Annotated in this window: 19 protein-coding genes and 1 tRNA gene; 16 read left to right on the top strand and 4 right to left on the bottom strand. The window is 64.9% G+C overall.

Annotated elements, in window-relative coordinates:
• Window positions 1-171 precede the first annotated feature (171 nt).
• From glyA to UNPA324_RS02670, 8 genes are all read left to right on the top strand, one after another.
• Complete coding sequence (glyA, locus tag UNPA324_RS02710) at window positions 172-1470, top strand: serine hydroxymethyltransferase (protein WP_141933361.1); 1299 nt, start codon at window positions 172-174, stop codon at window positions 1468-1470.
• A gap of 12 nt (window positions 1471-1482) precedes the next feature.
• Entirely contained in the window at window positions 1483-1965 is a 483-nt protein-coding gene (nrdR, locus tag UNPA324_RS02705) for a transcriptional regulator NrdR (protein WP_028135990.1), read from the top strand.
• Window positions 1962-3110 (top strand): bifunctional diaminohydroxyphosphoribosylaminopyrimidine deaminase/5-amino-6-(5-phosphoribosylamino)uracil reductase RibD, encoded by a 1149-nt coding sequence (ribD, locus tag UNPA324_RS02700; RefSeq protein WP_141933359.1) that lies wholly within the window; start codon window positions 1962-1964, stop codon window positions 3108-3110. Before nrdR ends, ribD begins: the two co-directional genes overlap by 4 nt.
• Window positions 3110-3733 (top strand): riboflavin synthase, encoded by a 624-nt coding sequence (locus UNPA324_RS02695; RefSeq protein WP_141933357.1) that lies wholly within the window; start codon window positions 3110-3112, stop codon window positions 3731-3733. The genes ribD and UNPA324_RS02695 overlap by 1 nt, the downstream gene beginning before the upstream one ends.
• A 177-nt stretch (window positions 3734-3910) precedes the next feature.
• Window positions 3911-4402 carry a 6,7-dimethyl-8-ribityllumazine synthase gene (gene ribH, locus UNPA324_RS02685; RefSeq protein ID WP_141933353.1) on the top strand — a complete coding sequence of 164 codons (492 nt, stop codon included), beginning with the start codon at window positions 3911-3913 and terminating at the stop codon, window positions 4400-4402.
• Window positions 4403-4406: 4 nt separating this feature from the next.
• Window positions 4407-4904, top strand: coding sequence for a transcription antitermination factor NusB (gene nusB, locus UNPA324_RS02680; RefSeq protein WP_128920642.1), 498 nt, complete (start codon window positions 4407-4409; stop codon window positions 4902-4904).
• A 174-nt stretch (window positions 4905-5078) separates the two neighbouring features.
• Window positions 5079-6077: a thiamine-phosphate kinase gene (gene thiL / locus UNPA324_RS02675; protein WP_246667100.1), complete on the top strand. Its 999-nt coding sequence runs from the start codon at window positions 5079-5081 to the stop codon at window positions 6075-6077.
• A gap of 233 nt (window positions 6078-6310) precedes the next feature.
• Entirely contained in the window at window positions 6311-8431 is a 2121-nt protein-coding gene (locus UNPA324_RS02670) for a sodium-translocating pyrophosphatase (protein WP_141933349.1), read from the top strand.
• Between the two features lie 193 nt (window positions 8432-8624).
• Here UNPA324_RS02670 and UNPA324_RS02665 read toward each other — a convergent pair whose 3' ends face one another.
• A complete protein-coding gene (locus UNPA324_RS02665) occupies window positions 8625-9638 on the bottom strand; it encodes a Bug family tripartite tricarboxylate transporter substrate binding protein (RefSeq protein WP_141933347.1) in 1014 nt (337 codons plus the stop codon).
• A gap of 165 nt (window positions 9639-9803) precedes the next feature.
• On the bottom strand, window positions 9804-10289 hold the full coding sequence (locus tag UNPA324_RS02660; protein ID WP_181769269.1) for an outer membrane protein assembly factor BamE: 486 nt from the start codon (window positions 10287-10289) through the stop codon (window positions 9804-9806).
• 98 nt (window positions 10290-10387) lie between these two features.
• Between UNPA324_RS02660 and UNPA324_RS02655 the strand changes: the two genes are divergently transcribed.
• From UNPA324_RS02655 to UNPA324_RS02625, 7 genes are all read left to right on the top strand, one after another.
• A complete protein-coding gene (locus UNPA324_RS02655) occupies window positions 10388-10939 on the top strand; it encodes a ubiquinol-cytochrome C chaperone family protein (RefSeq protein WP_141933345.1) in 552 nt (183 codons plus the stop codon).
• Complete coding sequence (locus UNPA324_RS02650; RefSeq protein WP_128920648.1) at window positions 10936-11505, top strand: YceD family protein; 570 nt, start codon at window positions 10936-10938, stop codon at window positions 11503-11505. Before UNPA324_RS02655 ends, UNPA324_RS02650 begins: the two co-directional genes overlap by 4 nt.
• A 299-nt stretch (window positions 11506-11804) precedes the next feature.
• Window positions 11805-12866, top strand: coding sequence for a phosphate acyltransferase PlsX (gene plsX, locus UNPA324_RS02645; RefSeq protein ID WP_141933343.1), 1062 nt, complete (start codon window positions 11805-11807; stop codon window positions 12864-12866).
• Window positions 12863-13843 (top strand): beta-ketoacyl-ACP synthase III, encoded by a 981-nt coding sequence (locus UNPA324_RS02640; RefSeq protein ID WP_128920650.1) that lies wholly within the window; start codon window positions 12863-12865, stop codon window positions 13841-13843. The genes plsX and UNPA324_RS02640 overlap by 4 nt, the downstream gene beginning before the upstream one ends.
• Before the next feature lie 133 nt (window positions 13844-13976).
• On the top strand, window positions 13977-14321 hold the full coding sequence (locus UNPA324_RS02635; RefSeq protein ID WP_181769268.1) for an integration host factor subunit alpha: 345 nt from the start codon (window positions 13977-13979) through the stop codon (window positions 14319-14321).
• 24 nt (window positions 14322-14345) lie between these two features.
• A complete protein-coding gene (locus tag UNPA324_RS02630; RefSeq protein ID WP_141933341.1) occupies window positions 14346-14927 on the top strand; it encodes a MerR family transcriptional regulator in 582 nt (193 codons plus the stop codon).
• Window positions 14928-15039: 112 nt separating this feature from the next.
• Window positions 15040-15117: transfer RNA gene (locus tag UNPA324_RS02625), tRNA-Pro, on the top strand.
• A gap of 216 nt (window positions 15118-15333) precedes the next feature.
• Here the strand turns inward: UNPA324_RS02625 and UNPA324_RS02620 are convergent.
• Window positions 15334-15801, bottom strand: coding sequence for a hypothetical protein (locus tag UNPA324_RS02620; RefSeq protein WP_141933339.1), 468 nt, complete (start codon window positions 15799-15801; stop codon window positions 15334-15336).
• A 203-nt stretch (window positions 15802-16004) separates the two neighbouring features.
• Window positions 16005-16628 (bottom strand): TetR/AcrR family transcriptional regulator, encoded by a 624-nt coding sequence (locus tag UNPA324_RS02615; protein WP_181769267.1) that lies wholly within the window; start codon window positions 16626-16628, stop codon window positions 16005-16007.
• Window positions 16629-16844: 216 nt separating this feature from the next.
• Here UNPA324_RS02615 and UNPA324_RS02610 point away from each other — a divergent pair, with 216 nt between their 5' ends.
• Window positions 16845-17717: an alpha/beta fold hydrolase gene (locus tag UNPA324_RS02610; protein WP_246667099.1), complete on the top strand. Its 873-nt coding sequence runs from the start codon at window positions 16845-16847 to the stop codon at window positions 17715-17717.
• Window positions 17718-17788: the final 71 nt, after the last annotated feature.

The following is a 17788-nucleotide window of genomic DNA, read 5'->3' as shown; positions in this document are numbered from 1 at the left end:
CCCGATCCCCGAAAACCTCCACTCTCCACCATATCTTGCATAAATATCAGGCCCGACCCGCAAATGCTTGGCCTGTTGCGGGCGATGTGGTAGATCGCGCGTGCTTCCGACCGCCACACCAGACCCGCCCGCAGCCCGCCAAAAGGCTGCGGCGGTGGAGATATTCGCAAGATGACCGCACCCAAGACCGCCTCCGCGCCCGATTCGTTTTTCACCGCCTCGCTTGAGCAGGCCGACCCCGAAATCGCCGCCGCCATTAGGGGCGAGCTCGGCCGGCAGCGCCATGAGGTCGAGCTGATCGCCTCCGAGAACATCGTCAGCCGGGCCGTGCTGGAAGCGCAGGGTTCGGTGATGACCAACAAGTACGCAGAGGGTTATCCGGGCGCGCGCTATTACGGCGGTTGTGAGTGGGTCGACGTCGCCGAGAACCTCGCGATCGATCGCGCCAAGAAGCTGTTCGGCGCCGGTTTCGCCAACGTGCAGCCGAACTCCGGCAGCCAGATGAACCAGGCAGTGTTTCTGGCGCTGCTGCAGCCCGGCGACACCTTCATGGGCCTCGACCTCGCCGCCGGCGGCCATCTCACCCACGGCTCGCCCGTCAACATGAGCGGCAAGTGGTTCAAGGCCGCGCACTACACCGTGCGCCGCGAAGACCAGATCATCGACATGGATGCGGTGGCCAGGCAGGCCGAGCAGGTCAAGCCGAAGCTGATCATCGCCGGTGGCTCGGCCTATTCGCGAGCGTGGGACTTCAAGCGCTTCCGCGAGATTGCGGACAGCGTCGGCGCCTACCTCCTGGTGGACATGGCGCACTTTGCCGGGCTCGTCGCCGGCGGCGTGCATGCCTCGCCGGTGCCGTACGCGCACGTCACCACCACCACGACGCACAAGTCGCTGCGCGGTCCGCGCGGCGGCCTCATGCTGTGGAATGACGAGACGCTGACCAAGAAGCTCAACTCGGCGATCTTCCCGGGCCTGCAGGGCGGTCCCCTGATGCACGTGATCGCGGCGAAGGCGGTTGCCTTCGGCGAGGCCCTGCGTCCGGACTTCAAGGTCTATGCCAAGAACGTCGTCGAGAACGCCAAGGCGCTGGCTGAGACCTTGAAGGGCCATGGTCTCGATATCGTCTCCGGCGGCACGGACAATCATCTGATGCTGGTCGATCTCTGGCCGAAGGGCCTGAAGGGCAATGTCTCGGAGAAGGCGCTGGTCCGCGCGGCCATCACCTGCAACAAGAACGGCATTCCGTTCGACCCGGAGTCGCCCTTCGTCACGTCAGGCATTCGGCTCGGCACGCCGGCCGCGACCAGCCGCGGGTTCGGCGTCGCCGAATTCCAGCAGGTCGGCGGCATGATCGCCGAGGTCCTCAATGCGATCGCGCAGTCCGCCGACGGCAAGGCGCCGCTGGTGGAAGCCGCGATCAAGGAACGGGTCAAGGCACTCACCGATCGGTTCCCGATCTATCAGTAAGGCCTCAAGCGGATGCGCTGTCCGAACTGCAACAGTCTCGATACGCAGGTAAAGGACTCGCGTCCGACCGAGGACTCGTCCGTGATCCGCAGGCGGCGCGTATGCGTCGCCTGCAATTTCCGCTTTACCACCTTCGAGCGCGTGCAGCTGCGCGAGCTCACGGTGATCAAGCGCAACGGCCGCCGCGTGCCGTTCGATCGCGACAAGCTGATGCGCTCGGTGCAGATCTCGTTGCGCAAGCGGCAGGTCGAGCCGGAGCGCGTGGAGAAGATGGTCTCCACCATCGTGCGCGAGCTCGAGACCGGGGGCGAGGCCGAGATCTCGTCCGAGGTGATCGGCGAGACCGTGATGGAGCATCTGCGCACCCTCGACGACGTCGCCTATGTGCGCTTCGCCTCGGTCTACCGCAATTTCCGCGAGGCCAAGGATTTCGCCGAGGTGCTCGGCGAGCTCTCCGGTGAGGAGGAAGCGCGGCTCGCCGCGATCCGCAAATGATCTTCCGTATCCTGGAAGATCAGTTCGCGCAGAAGGCCCGCGAGGCCAAGGACGCCGATATCCGCTTCATGCAGCTTGCGCTGGCGCTGGGCAAGCGCGGGCAGGGACGCGCCTGGCCCAATCCGGCCGTCGGTGCCGTCGTCGTCAGGGATGGCGTGATCGTCGGACGCGGCTGGACGCAAGCAGGCGGGCGTCCGCATGCCGAGCCCGAAGCCTTGCTCCGGGCCGGCGAAGCTGCTCGCGGTGCCACGCTCTACGTCACGTTGGAGCCCTGCTCGCATTTCGGCAAATCGCCGCCTTGTGCCGACGCGGTGATTGCCGCCGGCATCAAACGAGTGGTGGCGGCGATCGAGGATCCCAATCCTGAGGTGGCAGGCCAGGGGCATGCGCGCCTGCGCGCCGCCGGCATCAATGTGGACGTCGGCCTGTGCGCGGCGGAGGCCGCCTTCGACCATGCCGGGCATTTCCGCCGTATCAGGGATCACCGTCCGCATGTGATCCTGAAACTCGCGGTTTCCCCCGACGGCAAGATCGGTGCGGCCGGCGGCAAGCCGGTCGCGATCACGGGGGAGGCTGTGCGCAATCGGGTGCATCTCCTGCGTGCGCAAAGCGATGCGATCCTGGTCGGCATCGGCACGGTGCTGGCCGACGATCCGCTTCTCACCTGCCGCCTGCCGGGCATGGCGGCGCGCTCGCCGGTGCGCGTGGTGCTCGATCAGAGCCTGCGGATTCCCGGCCGGAGCAGGCTGATAGGCTCCGCGCGCGAGACGCCGCTCTGGGTGATGGGTTCTGAGCTTGCGGAAGCCGTAGCAGCGACGCGGCTTGGTGCGACCGGCGCGCAAGTGATCCGCGTCCCGCCGGCAAGCGCCTCCGGGCTCGATTTGCCGGCCGTGCTGCATGCGCTGGCCGGAAAGGGCATCACCCGCCTGATGGTCGAGGGCGGTAGCCGGGTGGCGTCCTCGTTCGTCGCGGCCGACCTCGTCGACGAGATCTGGCTGTTCCGCGGCGCGGAAGCGGTGGGCAGAGGCGGCGTCGATGCACTCGATGCATTGCCCCTGTCGAAAATCACGCAGTCGCAGGCCTACAAGGTTCATGCTAGCGAAACGTTCGACAAAGATACTCTCACCATCTACGAGCGCGCGTAATGTTCACCGGCATTGTCACCGATATCGGCGAGGTCGTCAGCTTCACGCCTGTGGCGCAGGGGCAGTTGCACCGCCTGCGCATCGCCTGCCGCTATGATCAGATCACCATTGCCGACGGCGCCTCGATCGCCTGCAACGGCGTCTGCCTGACGGTCGTCGCCTCCGGCGTTGCCGACGGCAGGGATTCTTCTCAAAAGACCTGGTTCGATGTCGATACCGCGGCCGAGACGCTGGCGCTGACCACCGCAAAACACTGGAAGGTCGGAACCAAGCTCAATCTCGAGCGCGCCCTCAAGATCGGCGATGAGCTCGGCGGCCACATCGTCGCAGGCCATGCCGACGGCATCGCGACCCTCCTGAGCCGCGAGGACCTGCCTGATATGGCGCGGTTCGAGCTCTCGACCACGCGGGAGCTGGCACGGTTCATCGCCACCAAGGGCTCGATCACGCTCGACGGCGTCTCGCTGACGGTCAATACGGTGAAGGATGTGACCTTTTCGGTGCTGATCATCCCGCACACGCTGACGGTCACGACAATCGGCGGCTGGAAGGCGGGCAGTGAGGTCAATATCGAAGTCGATCTGATGGCCCGCTATGCGGCGCGGCTGACGGAAATGAAGTGACGGCGAAGCCGTCATTCCGGGGCGGCTCGAAGAGCCGAACTACGGTGCGCAATTGCGCACCTGAGAATCTCGAGATTCCGGGTTCGCTTCGCGCCCCGGAATGACAGTGTCTTTGAACTTGGCTTACCAGCCTGTGGCGACTACATAACGCGCCAACCTCTAGAACGGATCTTAACGATGGCAGACGCGCGGCGCGCACCCCTGAAGGACCAAACCGACATTTCCGGCGCGCGCGCGCTGATTGTCGAGGCGCGGTTCTATGACGATCTCCAGGATGCGCTTCTGGACGGCGCGGTGACCGAGCTGAAGGCAGCCGGCCTGACCCATGATGTCCTCACGGTTCCTGGCGCGCTGGAGATTCCGGCCGCGGTGGCCATTGCGGTGGATGCCGCGGCGGCGAACGGCAAGCCCTATGACGCCGTGATCGCGCTCGGCTGCGTGATCCGTGGCGACACCATTCATTTCGAGATCGTCTCGCAGGAATCCTCGCGGGCCCTGATGGACCTCGCGGTTTCGCGCAAGCTGCCGCTCGGCAACGGCATCCTCACCGTCAACAATGAGGACCAAGCCTGGGCGCGGGCGCGCGCCAGCGAGCTCAACAAGGGCGGCGATGCCGCGCGCGCCGCGCTTGCGATGCTGCGCATCAAACGCCGCCTGGCGCGGGCCTGAAGCCATGGCTGACAACAGCAACAAAAAGCCGGCGGGGCTTGCGGAGAAAAAGGCGAACCGGCGCGGTGCGGCGCGGCTCGCGGCCGTGCAGGCGCTGTACCAGATGGATATCGCGGGCGCCGGCATCAACGACATCTTTGCCGAGTTCGAGAGCCATTGGCTCGGCAACGAGGTCGAGGGCGACACGTATCTGCCGGCGGAAGCTGCGTTCTTCCGCGACGTCGTCTCGGGCGTCGTGCGCGACCAGAAGAAGCTGGATCCCCTGATCGACGAGGCGCTGTCGAAGGGCTGGCCCTTGAAGCGGATCGAGGCGATCCTGCGTGCGGTGCTGCGGGCGGGGGCCTACGAATTGGAGCATCGCAAGGACGTGCCGGGCCGCGTCGTCGTCTCCGAATATGTCGACGTCGCCAACGCGTTTGTCGACCGCGAGGAGACCGGCATGGTGAACGCCGTGCTCGACCAGATCGGCCGCCAGTTTCGCGGCGACGAGTTCGGGCGGTAGTCGTGCTGAGGGGCGTCGCATTGAAGCAATACGCCAGCCCCATTCTCCACTGTCATCACCCGCGAAGGCGGGTGATCCAGTACGCCGCGGCCTATCGATTGTTCGCAGCCGTCTGTGGAATACTGGATCGCCCGGTCGAGCCGGGCGATGACACCTGTTTGTGGGGTTAAGCCGGTGGCAGACCCGAAACCCCTCTCCGCCGAAGACTCTCTCATCGCGCGCTATTTCAAGCCGCTGGCGACCGATCGCGGTGCGTTCGGGCTGGTCGACGACGCCGCGGTGCTGTCGTCGTCCGGCGACGACATCGTCGTCACCACCGACGCCGTCGTCGAGGGCGTGCACTATCTTGCCAGCGATCCGCCTGACACCATCGCGCGCAAGGCGTTGCGGGTGAACCTGTCGGATCTCGCCGCCAAGGGCGCGGTGCCGGCCGGCTTCGTGCTGACGCTGGCGCTGCGCAGCAAGGAGGACGCCTGGCTGCGGCCCTTTGCGGACGCGCTCGGCGAAGACGCAAGACAGTTCGCTTGTCCTCTGCTCGGCGGCGACACGGTCTCGACGCCGGGTCCGCAGATGATCTCGATCACCGCCTTCGGCCGCGTGCCGAAGGGGCGGATGGTCGGCCGGACCGGCGCGAAGCCGGGCGATCGCATTCTGGTGACGGGCACGATCGGCGATGCTGCGCTCGGCCTCGACGTGCTCAAGGGCGGCGCTGCTGCGGCCGCGCTCGCGAGCAGTCCCGCTGCAAAGGACGCCCTGGTCTCGCGCTATCGCGAGCCGCAGCCGCGCAATGTGCTGGCGCGGGCCGTGCGCGATCATGCGACCGCGGCGATGGATGTCTCCGACGGGCTTGCCGGCGATCTGGCGAAGCTCTGCGCGGCGTCGGGGGTCTCGGCCAGTGTCGACGTGGCGAGCGTGCCGCTCTCGGCCGCGGCAGCAAGCCTGGTCGCCCGCAACGTCGTTGGCGTCGAGACGCTGCTTGCGGGGGGCGACGATTACGAGGTGCTGTGCACCGTCCCGCCGGCGCAAGCCGATGCGCTGATTGCCGCGGGGCGGGCGGCCGGCCTTGCCGTCACGGCGATCGGCACGATCGTGCCGGGGAAGGAGAGGCCGCGCTTCCTGGACGGACACGGCCAGGAACTGGCTTTGACGCGGCTGTCCTACAGCCACTTCTAGGAATCGCTCCAAACCGGCATGTTAGTTCTCAGCACTTGGTTCTAAATACCTGCCGAGATCGGCGTTTTCGGCCTTATCCGGCGTTGCACCCTCAATTTGATTTTGGCAAGCTCGCGGCTGACTAAGGCCGCCCCTTTTGGGCAAGGGGCGGCTTTGTTCGAAATCAAGGCGCCGCACCGCACAACGGACAATAAGGCGCCGGGGGTACATCAAGGATCTGAGGCAAACATCACATGACAGCATTATGGTTGATAGTGCTCTGCGGAGTGCTTTCCGTCGTCTACGCGATTTGGGCGACGTCTTCGGTGTTAAGCGCGGATGCGGGGTCGCCGCGCATGCAGGAGATCGCAGGGGCGGTGCGTGAAGGCGCGCAGGCCTATCTGCGGCGCCAGTACACCACGATCGGTATCGTCGGCATCGTCATCTTCGTGCTGCTTGCCTATTTCCTCGGTCTCTATGTCGCGATCGGTTTCGCCATCGGCGCCATCCTGTCCGGCGCTGCTGGCTTCATCGGCATGAACGTCTCGGTCCGCGCCAATGTGCGCACTGCCCAGGCCGCGACGACGTCGCTCGCCGGCGGCCTCGAGCTCGCCTTCAAGGCGGGCGCGATCACCGGCATGCTGGTGGCGGGTCTCGCGCTGTTAGGTGTGACCCTCTATTTCGGCTTCCTGGTCCATTCGCTCAAGCTCGCGCCCGACAGCCGCACGGTGGTCGACGCCATGGTGGCGCTCGGCTTTGGCGCTTCGCTGATCTCGATCTTCGCCCGCCTCGGCGGCGGCATCTTCACCAAGGGTGCGGACGTCGGCGGCGATCTCGTCGGCAAGGTCGAGGCCGGCATTCCCGAGGACGATCCGCGCAATCCCGCAACCATCGCCGACAATGTCGGTGACAATGTCGGCGATTGCGCCGGCATGGCCGCCGACCTGTTCGAGACCTATGCGGTGACCGCGGTCGCCACCATGGTGCTGGCTGCGATCTTCTTCGCCAAGACGCCGATCCTCGCCAACATGATGACGCTGCCGCTCGCGATCGGCGGCATCTGCATCATCACCTCGATCATCGGCACCTTCTTCGTCAAGCTCGGGCCGAGCCAGTCGATCATGGGCGCGCTCTACAAGGGCCTGATCGCAACCGGCATCCTGTCGCTGATCGGCATCGCGCTGGTGATCTACTACCTGATCGGCTTCGGCAAGCTCGAGGGCGTCGAGTACACCGGCATGGCGCTGTTCGAATGCGGCGTGGTCGGCCTCGTCGTCACGGCGCTGATCATCTGGATCACCGAATACTACACCGGCACGGACTATCGTCCGGTGAAGTCGATCGCCCAGGCCTCGGTGACCGGCCATGGCACCAACGTGATCCAGGGCCTTGCCGTCTCGATGGAAGCGACCGCGCTGCCTGCGATCGTGATCATCGCCGGCATCCTGGTTACTTACAGCCTCGCCGGCCTGTTTGGCATCGCGATCGCGACCGCCACCATGCTGGCGCTGGCCGGCATGGTCGTTGCGCTCGACGCCTTCGGCCCGGTGACGGACAACGCCGGCGGCATCGCCGAGATGGCGGGCCTGCCCAAGGAGGTGCGCAAGTCGACCGACGCGCTCGACGCGGTCGGCAACACCACCAAGGCGGTGACCAAGGGCTACGCAATCGGCTCCGCCGGTCTCGGTGCCCTCGTGCTGTTTGCGGCCTACAACCAGGACCTCAAGTTCTTCGTCGCGGACAGCGCGCAGCATCCGTACTTCGCCGGCGTCAATCCGGACTTCTCGCTCAACAACCCCTACGTCGTGGTGGGCCTGTTGTTCGGCGGCCTGTTGCCGTACTTGTTCGGCGCGATGGGCATGACGGCGGTGGGCCGTGCGGCGAGCGCGATCGTCGAGGAGGTGCGGCGTCAGTTCCGCGAGAAGCCTGGCATCATGCAGGGCACCGACAAGCCTGATTACGGCAAGGCGGTCGACCTGCTGACGAAGGCGGCGATCAAGGAGATGATCATCCCCTCGCTGCTTCCGGTGCTGTCGCCGATCGTCGTCTACTTCCTGATCTACGCGATCGCGGGCGGCGGTGCGGCCGGCAAGTCGGCGGCGTTCTCCGCGGTCGGCGCCATGCTGCTCGGCGTCATCGTGACGGGCCTGTTCGTCGCGATCTCCATGACCTCGGGCGGCGGCGCCTGGGACAACGCCAAGAAGTACATCGAGGACGGTCATTTCGGCGGCAAGGGCTCGGATGCCCACAAGTCGGCGGTGACCGGCGACACCGTCGGCGATCCCTACAAGGATACGGCCGGCCCCGCGGTGAATCCGATGATCAAGATCACGAACATCGTGGCCTTGCTGCTGCTGGCGATCCTGGCGCACTAGGCGGCGCCGACGTGAAAGACAAAACCCCGCGGCGTGAGCCGCGGGGTTTTTTATTTGACGGAATACGAGCTCTTACCGCGTCATTGCGAGGAGCTCTTGCGACGAAGCAATCCAGGGTCTCTGCGCGGAGACGGGCTGGATTGCTTCGCTTCACTCGCAATGACGGAGACGGTGGCGGGCGTTCTTGCGAACCCTACTGCACGTCCATCTGCAAGCCTTCCTTCTGGATGATGGCGGCGAACTTCTTCGTCTCGGCGTCCACGAAGGCGGCGAATTGCTGCGGCGTGCCGTAGTCGGCGCGGGCGCCCATGGCGGCGATCTGCTTCTTGATGTCGTCGCGCTCCAGCATCGCCTTGACCTGGAGATTGAGCGCGTTCAGCACCTCGGGCGAGACGCCCTTCGGCAGGAACACCGAGAACCACGACGAGACGTCGAAATTCGCGAGCTCCGGCGCGCTCTCGCGCATGGTCGGCAAGTTCGGCGCGAGCTCGCTGCGCTCGGTCGTGGTGACGCAGAGACCGTTGAGCGTGCCGTTCTGCACCTGGGGCAGGCTCGGGTAGAGGTTGTCGAACAGGATCTGGATGTCGCCGGCGAGCGCGGCCTGGAGCGCGGGGCCGGCGCCGCGGAACGGGATGTGCGTCATCTTCAGGCCCGTGAGCTGCAGGAACCAGGCGCCGGTGAGGTGAGGGCTCTGGCCGACGCCGGAGGAGGCGTAGCTGAGCTTGTCCGGATTGGCCTTGAGATAGGCGATCAGCTCAGCAACCGACTTGATGCCGGTCTTCGGATGCGCCGACACGATGTTCGGGATCCGGATCATGTTGGTCACAGGCTGAAGCTGGTCCGGCTTGTAGGTGAGATTCTTGAAGATGCTGTAGGCGATCGCGTTCGGGCCCGGATTGCCGACCAGGATGGTATGGCCATCAGGTTTGGCGCGGACCACCTCGGCGGTGCCGATGGTGCCGCCGCCGCCGGAGCGGTTTTCCACGACGGCCGACTGGCCCCATGCGGTTTGCAGATGTGCGGCCAGAAGCCGGCCCATCACGTCGGTCGAGCCGCCGGCTGCGGCCGGCACGACGAGACGGACGTTTTCGGTCGGCTTCCAGTCGGCGAGGCTTGATCGCGGCAGGATCGCTGCGGCCGAAAGGCCGGCAGCGGCGGTGAGCACGCGACGGCGGGACAACAAGGTATTCTGAAGTTTCTTGGACACGAATCCGCTCCCAGCTTCTTGCTTTGCAGGGAGCCTAGGGAACGCGGCTTGCGGCGGCAAGTCGCACGCCACGGCAAAGGCCGCGCGGAGGGCGGCACGACGCCGCAGGCGACAGCCATTTGCCTTCCGGCGGAATTGGCGTCGCTCGAAAACGCTTTTGGAGGCTCAGTTGAAGCTGAGCAGCTTGAACAGCGGCGCGAGGTAGCTCATCTCCTGACCCGACGTCGGCGTGGTGCGGCTGATGAAGTCAAAGATCTTGCCGTCCTGCAGGCCGTAATTCGCCAGCCGCCGCACGCGCCGGTTCTTGTCGAAATAGATCGCGATCACGCGCTGGTCGACCACCTTCTGATTCATGAAAGCGACCATGCGCTCCGAGCGCTGCGAGATGTAATAGAACACTTCGCCATCAAGGGTGGCGACGGTGGAGGGGGTGCCCATCACGATCAGCACCTGATCCTGGCTCGCGCCGATCGGAATCTGCTCCAGCGCGCCGGGTGGCAGGATGTAACCCTTCTGGAATTGCTCGCCGGTGCAGCCCGCAAGCGCAGCGCCGATCAGGGTGACGGCCGCGAGCATGCGCAAGCCGCGCCAGCGTGCATGAAGGCCGCGCCGCTTACCTGCGCGCAGGCTGGTCTCAATCGTTGTGGTCATAGCGGAACTGATTCCGTCCCCTTGCGTCGCGCGAGGCGCTGAAGTACCGGGCAGGGCGTCTGAATGCAACTCGCGCGCGCCCGCTTGCGGAAACCACAATGCTTTGGCCGTTCAATCACTTCAGGAAACCCCGGCGAACCCCGAGCGGCACCATTGAAGCCATCTATGGCATGATCGTGACGCAGGCGCGAGAACCCATATTTTACCGGGACTTGGGCGTGCCTGATACCGTTAACGGGCGTTTCGACCTGTTGCTGCTGCATCTGTGGCTGTTGCTGCGACGCCTGCGCACGGTTCAAAGCGCCACCGAGCTGTCGCAGGCGCTGTTCGACCGATTCTGCGAGGATATGGACGACAATCTGCGCGAGATGGGGGTCGGCGACCAGACCGTGCCGAAGCGGATGCGGGCCTTCGGCGAGGCCTTTTACGGCCGCGTCCAGGCCTATGATCAGGCCATGGAGGCCGGCGGTGAGGCCCTGGCAGAGGCGATCTGCAAGAATATCTTGAATGGGACCGGCCTGGACCAGGCGAAGCGGCTGGCGGCCTACGCCCGGGCCAGCGAGGCCGCTCTCGGCCAGGCCGGCGAGGCCGCGCTGCTGCGGGCCTCGTTTCGGTTTCCTCCAGCGCTCCATGAGGATGTCACGCCATGAGCCGACCAACGACCGGATCCGTGCCCGATCCCTGGCGGGCGCCTGTCATCGTCGCCCAGATCCCCGACACCGGCCTGCATCGCAAGCTCGAGGCCTCGGCCGCCGAGCGGAAGGCCATCGCTGAGGTCGGCGGCGTACGGGAGGTCCTGTCCGCCCGGGCCGACCTCGACGTCATGCCCAGGAGCGGCGGCCGGGTTCAGGTGACCGGCATCGTCCGGGCCCGAATCGGCCAGACCTGCGTGGTCACGCTGGATCCGATCGAGAGTGAGATCGAGGAGGAGGTGGACCTGATGTTCGCCCCCGAGGCCGAGGCGCGGCGCCTCGCCGACCTGATCGAGGAGGGGCAGGACGATGCGGAGACGCCTGAGGTCGCAGATCCACCGGAAGCGATCGTGGGTGGCATCATCGACCTCGGCCGGATCGCCACCGATGCCCTGTTCCTGGCGATCGATCCCTATCCGCGCAAGGAGGGGGCCGTTTTCGAGGCGGAGGTCACCGCGCCCGATCCGGAGGACCATCCCTTCGCCGCGTTGAAGGCGCTGCAGGACAACAAGAAGGGCCAGTAGCCGGGCCGTTCCACGCCGGATCGCCTGCAAGGGCGCGCGAAGCATCTGCCGGGACGGTTTCAAAGAAGCCCTTATCTAACTGATTTCAATGTATTTCCTGCAAATTCCGGGATTCGCGGCCGGATCACCCCAAAAGCAAAAGGCTGGGGGCAAGAGGTTGTTTCGGGATAACAAAACGCTATTGTCGCGCCCCGGTCCGGGCGCGGCGTGGCGCCTGACCGGTCGCCATGTCCATGGCGGACCCATTCTGCGGCTCCGCTCGTTCAAGACCGCACCAGACCAGGTTTTCCAGGACTTTTATGCCAAGCAAGGTTCGCATTGCGCTTGACGCCATGGGGGGCGACGCCGGCGCCGCCGTGGTCATTCCGGGCGCTGCCATCTCGCTTGGCAGGCACCGCGAGATCGAGTTCCTGCTGGTCGGGGACCGCGCCAAGATCGAGCCCGAGCTCGACCGGCACCCCCAGCTCAAGGCCGCCTCGAAGATCATCCATACCGACGTTGCCGTCAGTGGTTCGGACAAGCCGAGCCAGGCGCTGCGGCGCGGCCGCAAGACGTCCTCGATGTGGCTTGCGATCGACGCGGTGAAGAAGGGAGAGGCGGATGTCGCGGTCTCCGCCGGCAATACCGGCGCGCTGATGGCGATGTCGCGCTTCCATCTGCGCACGCTGAAGGGAATCGACCGCCCGGCGATTGCGGGGATATGGCCGACCAGGCGCGGAGAATCCGTCGTGCTCGACCTCGGTGCCACCATCGGCGGCGACGCACACCACCTGGTGTTACTCGCCGTCATGGGCGCCGCGATGGCGAGCGTGCTGTTCGACAAGCCCCGGCCCACGCTCGGCCTGCTCAATATCGGGACCGAGGAGATCAAGGGGCACGAGGAGATCCGCGAGGCCGGCGAAATCCTGCGCGCCAGGATCTTGCCGGAGCTCGACTATCTCGGCTTCGTCGAGGGCGACGGCATCGGCAAGGGGGTGGCGGACGTCATTGTGACCGAAGGCTACAGCGGCAACATTGCGCTGAAAGCCGCCGAGGGAACCGCCAGGCAGATGGCGGAATTGCTCCGCAACGAGATGAAACGGAGCTGGTTGTCCAAGCTCGGCTATCTCTTTGCCCGCAGCGCCTTCCAGGCCCTGCGCGACAAGATGGACCCGAACAAGTCCAATGGCGGCGTGTTCCTGGGATTGAACGGGATCGTGGTCAAGAGCCATGGCGGAATCAGTGCCGAAGGCTTTGCCTATGCAATCGATGTTGGCTATGAGATGGCTCACTACGATCTCCTGAACAAGATCAATCAGATGCTCAACCGCGAGGGTGGTGCACTCAATTCGGTGCAGGCCGCGCAGGAGGCTGTTTCGTGACTCAAATTCGTTCGGTCGTGCTCGGCTGCGGCTCCTATCTGCCGGAGCAGGTGGTGACCAACGCCCAATTGGCGGCGCGCATCGATACCTCCGACGAGTGGATCGTGCAGCGCACCGGCATTCGCGAGCGGCACATCGCGGCCGAGGGCGAGTTCACCTCGCATCTGGCGATCAGAGCAGCCCAGGCCGCGCTCACTGACGCCGGCATGGATGCGCAGTCGATCGACCTCATCGTGCTGGCGACCTCGACGCCGGACAACACCTTTCCCGCGACCGCCGTCGCCGTGCAGAACGCGCTCGGCATCAACCACGGCGCGGCCTTCGACCTGCAGGCGGTCTGTTCGGGCTTCGTGTTCGCGCTCGCCACTGCCGACAATTTCCTGCGCACCGGCGCCTTCAAGCGCGCGCTGGTGATCGGCGCCGAGACCTTCTCGCGCATCCTCGACTGGAACGACCGCGGCACCTGCGTCCTGTTCGGCGACGGTGCCGGCGCGGTCGTGCTCGAGGCGCAGGAGCAGCCGGGCAAGGCCGCAACCGATCGCGGCGTCGTGACCACGCACTTGCGCTCCGACGGCCGCCACAAGGCAAAGCTGTTCGTCGACGGCGGCCCGTCCTCGACCCAGACCGTCGGCCATCTGCGCATGGAGGGCCGCGAGGTCTTCAAGCATGCGGTCGGCATGATCACCGACGTCATCGTCGATGCCTTCCAGGCCACCGGGCTCAATGCCGACAGCATCGACTGGTTCGTGCCGCACCAGGCCAACAAGCGAATCATCGACGCTTCCGCCCACAAGCTCCATATCGCCCCCGAAAAGGTGGTGCTGACGGTGGACCGTCACGGCAACACCTCGGCGGCCTCGATCCCGCTGGCGCTGTCGGTGGCCCGCAAGGACGGCCGCATCAAGAAGGGCGACCTCGTTCTGCTGGAAGCGATGGGCGGGGGCTTCACCTGGGGCTCCGCGCTGGTGCGCTGGTAGAGCCACACTCGATAAAATTTAGCCGGAATCCGCCGCGATATCGATGCGCCTGCATTGATGAGCGCTGTTGACCGGCGTATCGTAACCTCATAATTTCAGACAACAATTGTTCGCCGTGATGTGGGGCAGGGCGATGACCGATCAAAGTAAAACCGTAACGCGTGTCGATCTGTGCGAAGCCGTCTACCAGAAGGTGGGCCTGTCGCGCACGGAATCGTCCGCCTTCGTGGAACTCGTGCTGAAGGAGATCACCGACTGCCTGGAGAAGGGCGAGACGGTGAAGCTGTCCTCGTTCGGGTCCTTCATGGTGCGCAAGAAGGGTCAGCGCATCGGCCGTAACCCGAAGACCGGCACTGAGGTGCCGATCTCGCCGCGCCGCGTCATGGTGTTCAAGCCGTCGGCGATCCTGAAGCAGCGGATCAACGGCCAGCACCGCGCCAACGGCGACGCCACCAGCAAGGCGGCACAAGAGGCGTAACGCCTTCCGCAAAGGATTTGGCATTTGGACAAGGCGCCGGATGCGTTCCGAACCATCAGCGAAGTAGCGCAGGAGCTCGACATCCCGCAGCACGTGCTGCGGTTCTGGGAGACCCGCTTCTCGCAGATCAAGCCGATGAAGCGCAGCGGCGGCCGCCGCTATTACCGCCCCGACGACGTCGATCTGCTCAAGGGCATCCGCCGCCTGCTTTACGGCGAGGGCTACACCATCCGCGGGGTCCAGCGGATCCTGAAAGAGCACGGCGTCAAATCGGTGCAGGGCCTCGCCGACAGCGCCGCCGCGGTCTCGTTCGGCGCCATCGAGGACGCCATCGGCGCAAGCCTGATGGAGCCCGAGGACGAGGAGGCGCCGATCAAGGGCGTCACCGACACCGACGATGACGACTACCAGGGCGACGAGGCGGAAGGCATCGACTTCCGCTTCACGGAGGTCGACGACGAGGAGATCCTCACCACCTTCCGCAAGGGCGGCGCTGCCGCCGCGCCCCCCGGCCCCAGCGCGCTCGATCGGGAGCGCTTGGGGCGGGCGCTCGCCGACCTCGTCGCAGCTAAGGAGATGCTGGATCAGGCGCTGAAGGACGGCTAGGGCGATCTTCGGCCGGCTTTGCGGGCGGTTCCGGGGACTTAGGGTAAGGGCACCAAAATGGTGCGTGCCTCGCCTTGCGCATCGCGCCGATCCTAGCTAATGGAACGACGTTCGGAGCGTGGCGCAGCCCGGTTAGCGCACTAGTCTGGGAGACTAGGGGTCGGAGGTTCAAATCCTCTCGCTCCGACCATTTTTTCCAAAACATCTGTCTGTGGGTTGATCGTCGTGTTGGGGGCTCCCACCCGCGGCGACGGCCAGCGCGTGGCCGTGGATGGTCGGCAACTAAAATGCCGAAAACGACCCCATGCACAGTAGCCAAGCTGGTGGAGAGATGCTGTCTTTCCGAATCAATTTCACGAGCCGGGAGGGGGTACGATGTTCATCCTACCGGACCGTGAAACAGCCATCAGCGCTTGTTTGCGAAATCTCGGAGGCGAGCGTCAGGACCTCTCCCGCCTCTTCGTGAGGACTTTCTCTGCGTCGCGAGCAGTGCCAGAACAATAGGATCTAGATCGATCTTGTCCAATTCTGTCTGCCGCGCGCGCGACAGCTGGCGCTCTTCGTGACGTAGATTGGCCGCTGGGTTGGAATGTCGAATGGCGGCGAGTCGTAATTCGTGCACGTCAAGTTGATGAACAACGATTTCACGATAGGTGTGCGCAACTTCTAGAGCAATTTCTTTCTGTCCCAAGCGAGAGGGTCTTGAGGCGCCGCCTGCGGCGATACTGGGAGGACGTGCAGCTTGGAAGACATGAATAATACTATGAATGATGTCGTTGCGTCTTCCGGCGAGCGCCTTCGTTTCCTCGACACGGCGTTTAATAAGAACGTGGAGCGGTGACTCTATCCCAAGCGCGGCTGCAGGAACGTCCAAGATCAACTGCCGCTGTTGAGCTCCAGTCTTGTGACTATTGCTCCACCACCTTCCGGTCGGCAGCTAGCAAACAAGTGAAAATGAGGTACCATAGCATTTCCACTTCGCTGAACTCTGTCGCAATTCTTCCGACGATCGTATGGATGCGATCAAGCTGTGATTTAATCATTTTGAACACGAGCCCCCTGTTAGTTCGCGATCCGTTACCTCAAATACCCCACCACCAACCGCGTCGTCTCGTCCACCAGCGTCCGCACCGTCTTCTCCGACAGCATCTCGGCCCCGTGCAGCACAGTGTTGTGCGCCACCGCTTCGATCGCGCTGACGCAGATGAAGGTTGCGACATCGAGGTCTACCTTCCGCATCTCCTTGCGGCGGCTTTCGAGATAGGTGCGCACGAGGGTTTGGACCTCGCGGTTGAAGGCTTCGATGTCCTTGAGCTGGCCGGTGCGCGGGATCTGTTCGGCGAGCACGCGATGCAGCTTCGGGTTGATGCGGTGGGCTTCGATCGCGACGGTGACGAGTCTTCGTACGGCCTTGTCGATCGGCAGCTCGGCGACTTCGGTCAGCGCGGTGCGGACGATGCCCATGATCTCCTCGTTGTGACGTTCGATCACGGCAGCGACGAGGGCTTCCTTGCTCGGAAAGTACTGGTAGAGCGAACCGACGCTGACGCCGGCGATCTCCGCGATGCGGTTGGTGTTCGCTTTCTCGAAACCGTCGTGGACCAGAATGCGAGCAGTCGCCTCGATCAGCGCGTCGACGGTGGCGCGCGATCGCGCCTGCAGGGCATTTTTCCGGGGTCTTGTCGGCGGCGTGCGCGCCATGGCTTTGCGATCCGAATGCGAGTAGGAAAAGCGAGCGAATGCTCGCATTATATCGACCCATGGCGGCCTTCTCGCAAGCTTCTTGGTCGCTATATGGACTCCCGGCCTGGCGGAGAACGGACCATGAGCGTCGCAAGACTTGTGTCAGCCTTGCAGTTTTGTCCTGTTATGTGCGCACCGCGCAGTCGCGATCCCGCGCCGAGTTTGCAGAGCCGCTTGTTCAACGCCATGCTGCGGCAGCTCCCCTACAAGCAGCAGCTCGCGTCCGCCGAAGCCGTGCAGGCGCATGTGCAGAAGCTCGCCTTGCAGCCGGCCTCGTTCGAGCCGACGGGGCTGGGCCGCGGCGTCGAGGCGACGCTGACCAAGATGGGCGGCTGGCCGGTCTATTACACCGCGCCATCGTCGGGCCATGAAGGCTGCAACTTCGTCATGTTCCTGCATGGCGGCGGCTACATCAACGAGATCGTGCCGGCGCATTGGCGCTTCGTCGGCCAGATGACGCGCAAGGCCGGCGTCGTCTGCGTCGTGCCGATCTATCCGCTGGCGCCGCGCGCCACCGCGAAGGACGTGGTGCCGGCGACGGCGGAGCTGCTGCGGATGTTGCTGGAAGACGCGGGGCCCGCAAAGGTCACGCTGGTCGGCAACTCGGCCGGCGCGGGACTCGCGCTCGCCGCCTGCCAATGGCTGCGCGATCACGGGCATCGGCAGCCGAACCAGATGGTGCTGATCTCACCCGCCGCCGATGCCTCGGTCAGCCGTCCGGAGCAAATCGAGATCGCGAAGCGCGATCCGATCCAGGACATTCCGGGCATCGTCGAGGCCGGGCGGCTCTATGCCGGCGAGCTCGATGTCGGCCATCCCTTCGTCAGCCCGCTCAACGGCGCCTTCCGCGCGCTGGCGCCGATGACGATCTTCGCAGGGACGCGCGATCTGCTTTACCCCGACAGTATCGATCTGGCGGCGCGGGCGAGGGCGGTGGGCGTGCCGGTCGAGCTGCATCTGCTACGTGACCAGCCGCACAATTATGCGCTGATGCCGACGCCGGAGGGGCGGCGCGCGCGGGCGATGATCTTGCGGGCGGTGGCGTGAAGGGAAGGTGTGATCGTTGTCACAGAGCGCAGCGACTCAATGAGAGCGGCGCTATCGAGCCCATACGGAGG

This window comes from Bradyrhizobium sp. UNPA324 (genome assembly GCF_006658635.1).
Lineage (GTDB): Bacteria > Pseudomonadota > Alphaproteobacteria > Rhizobiales > Xanthobacteraceae > Bradyrhizobium > Bradyrhizobium nanningense.
The sequence above is the reverse complement of the archived record's forward strand: the minus strand, read 5'-3'. Positions and strand labels throughout refer to the sequence as shown.

What these genes read in the sequence shown, in the direction of transcription:
- glyA (WP_141933361.1), top strand. Translation starts at nt 172, where the DNA reads ATGACCGCACCCAAGACCGCCTCCGCGCCCGATTCGTTTTTCACCGCC.
- nrdR (WP_028135990.1), top strand. Translation starts at nt 1,483, where the DNA reads ATGCGCTGTCCGAACTGCAACAGTCTCGATACGCAGGTAAAGGACTCG.
- ribD (WP_141933359.1), top strand. Translation starts at nt 1,962, where the DNA reads ATGATCTTCCGTATCCTGGAAGATCAGTTCGCGCAGAAGGCCCGCGAG.
- UNPA324_RS02695 (WP_141933357.1), top strand. Translation starts at nt 3,110, where the DNA reads ATGTTCACCGGCATTGTCACCGATATCGGCGAGGTCGTCAGCTTCACG.
- ribH (WP_141933353.1), top strand. Translation starts at nt 3,911, where the DNA reads ATGGCAGACGCGCGGCGCGCACCCCTGAAGGACCAAACCGACATTTCC.
- nusB (WP_128920642.1), top strand. Translation starts at nt 4,407, where the DNA reads ATGGCTGACAACAGCAACAAAAAGCCGGCGGGGCTTGCGGAGAAAAAG.
- UNPA324_RS02670 (WP_141933349.1), top strand. Translation starts at nt 6,311, where the DNA reads ATGACAGCATTATGGTTGATAGTGCTCTGCGGAGTGCTTTCCGTCGTC.
- UNPA324_RS02660 (WP_181769269.1), bottom strand. Translation starts at nt 10,289, where the DNA reads ATGACCACAACGATTGAGACCAGCCTGCGCGCAGGTAAGCGGCGCGGC.
- UNPA324_RS02655 (WP_141933345.1), top strand. Translation starts at nt 10,388, where the DNA reads ATGCTTTGGCCGTTCAATCACTTCAGGAAACCCCGGCGAACCCCGAGC.
- UNPA324_RS02650 (WP_128920648.1), top strand. Translation starts at nt 10,936, where the DNA reads ATGAGCCGACCAACGACCGGATCCGTGCCCGATCCCTGGCGGGCGCCT.
- plsX (WP_141933343.1), top strand. Translation starts at nt 11,805, where the DNA reads ATGCCAAGCAAGGTTCGCATTGCGCTTGACGCCATGGGGGGCGACGCC.
- UNPA324_RS02635 (WP_181769268.1), top strand. Translation starts at nt 13,977, where the DNA reads ATGACCGATCAAAGTAAAACCGTAACGCGTGTCGATCTGTGCGAAGCC.
- UNPA324_RS02615 (WP_181769267.1), bottom strand. Translation starts at nt 16,628, where the DNA reads ATGGCGCGCACGCCGCCGACAAGACCCCGGAAAAATGCCCTGCAGGCG.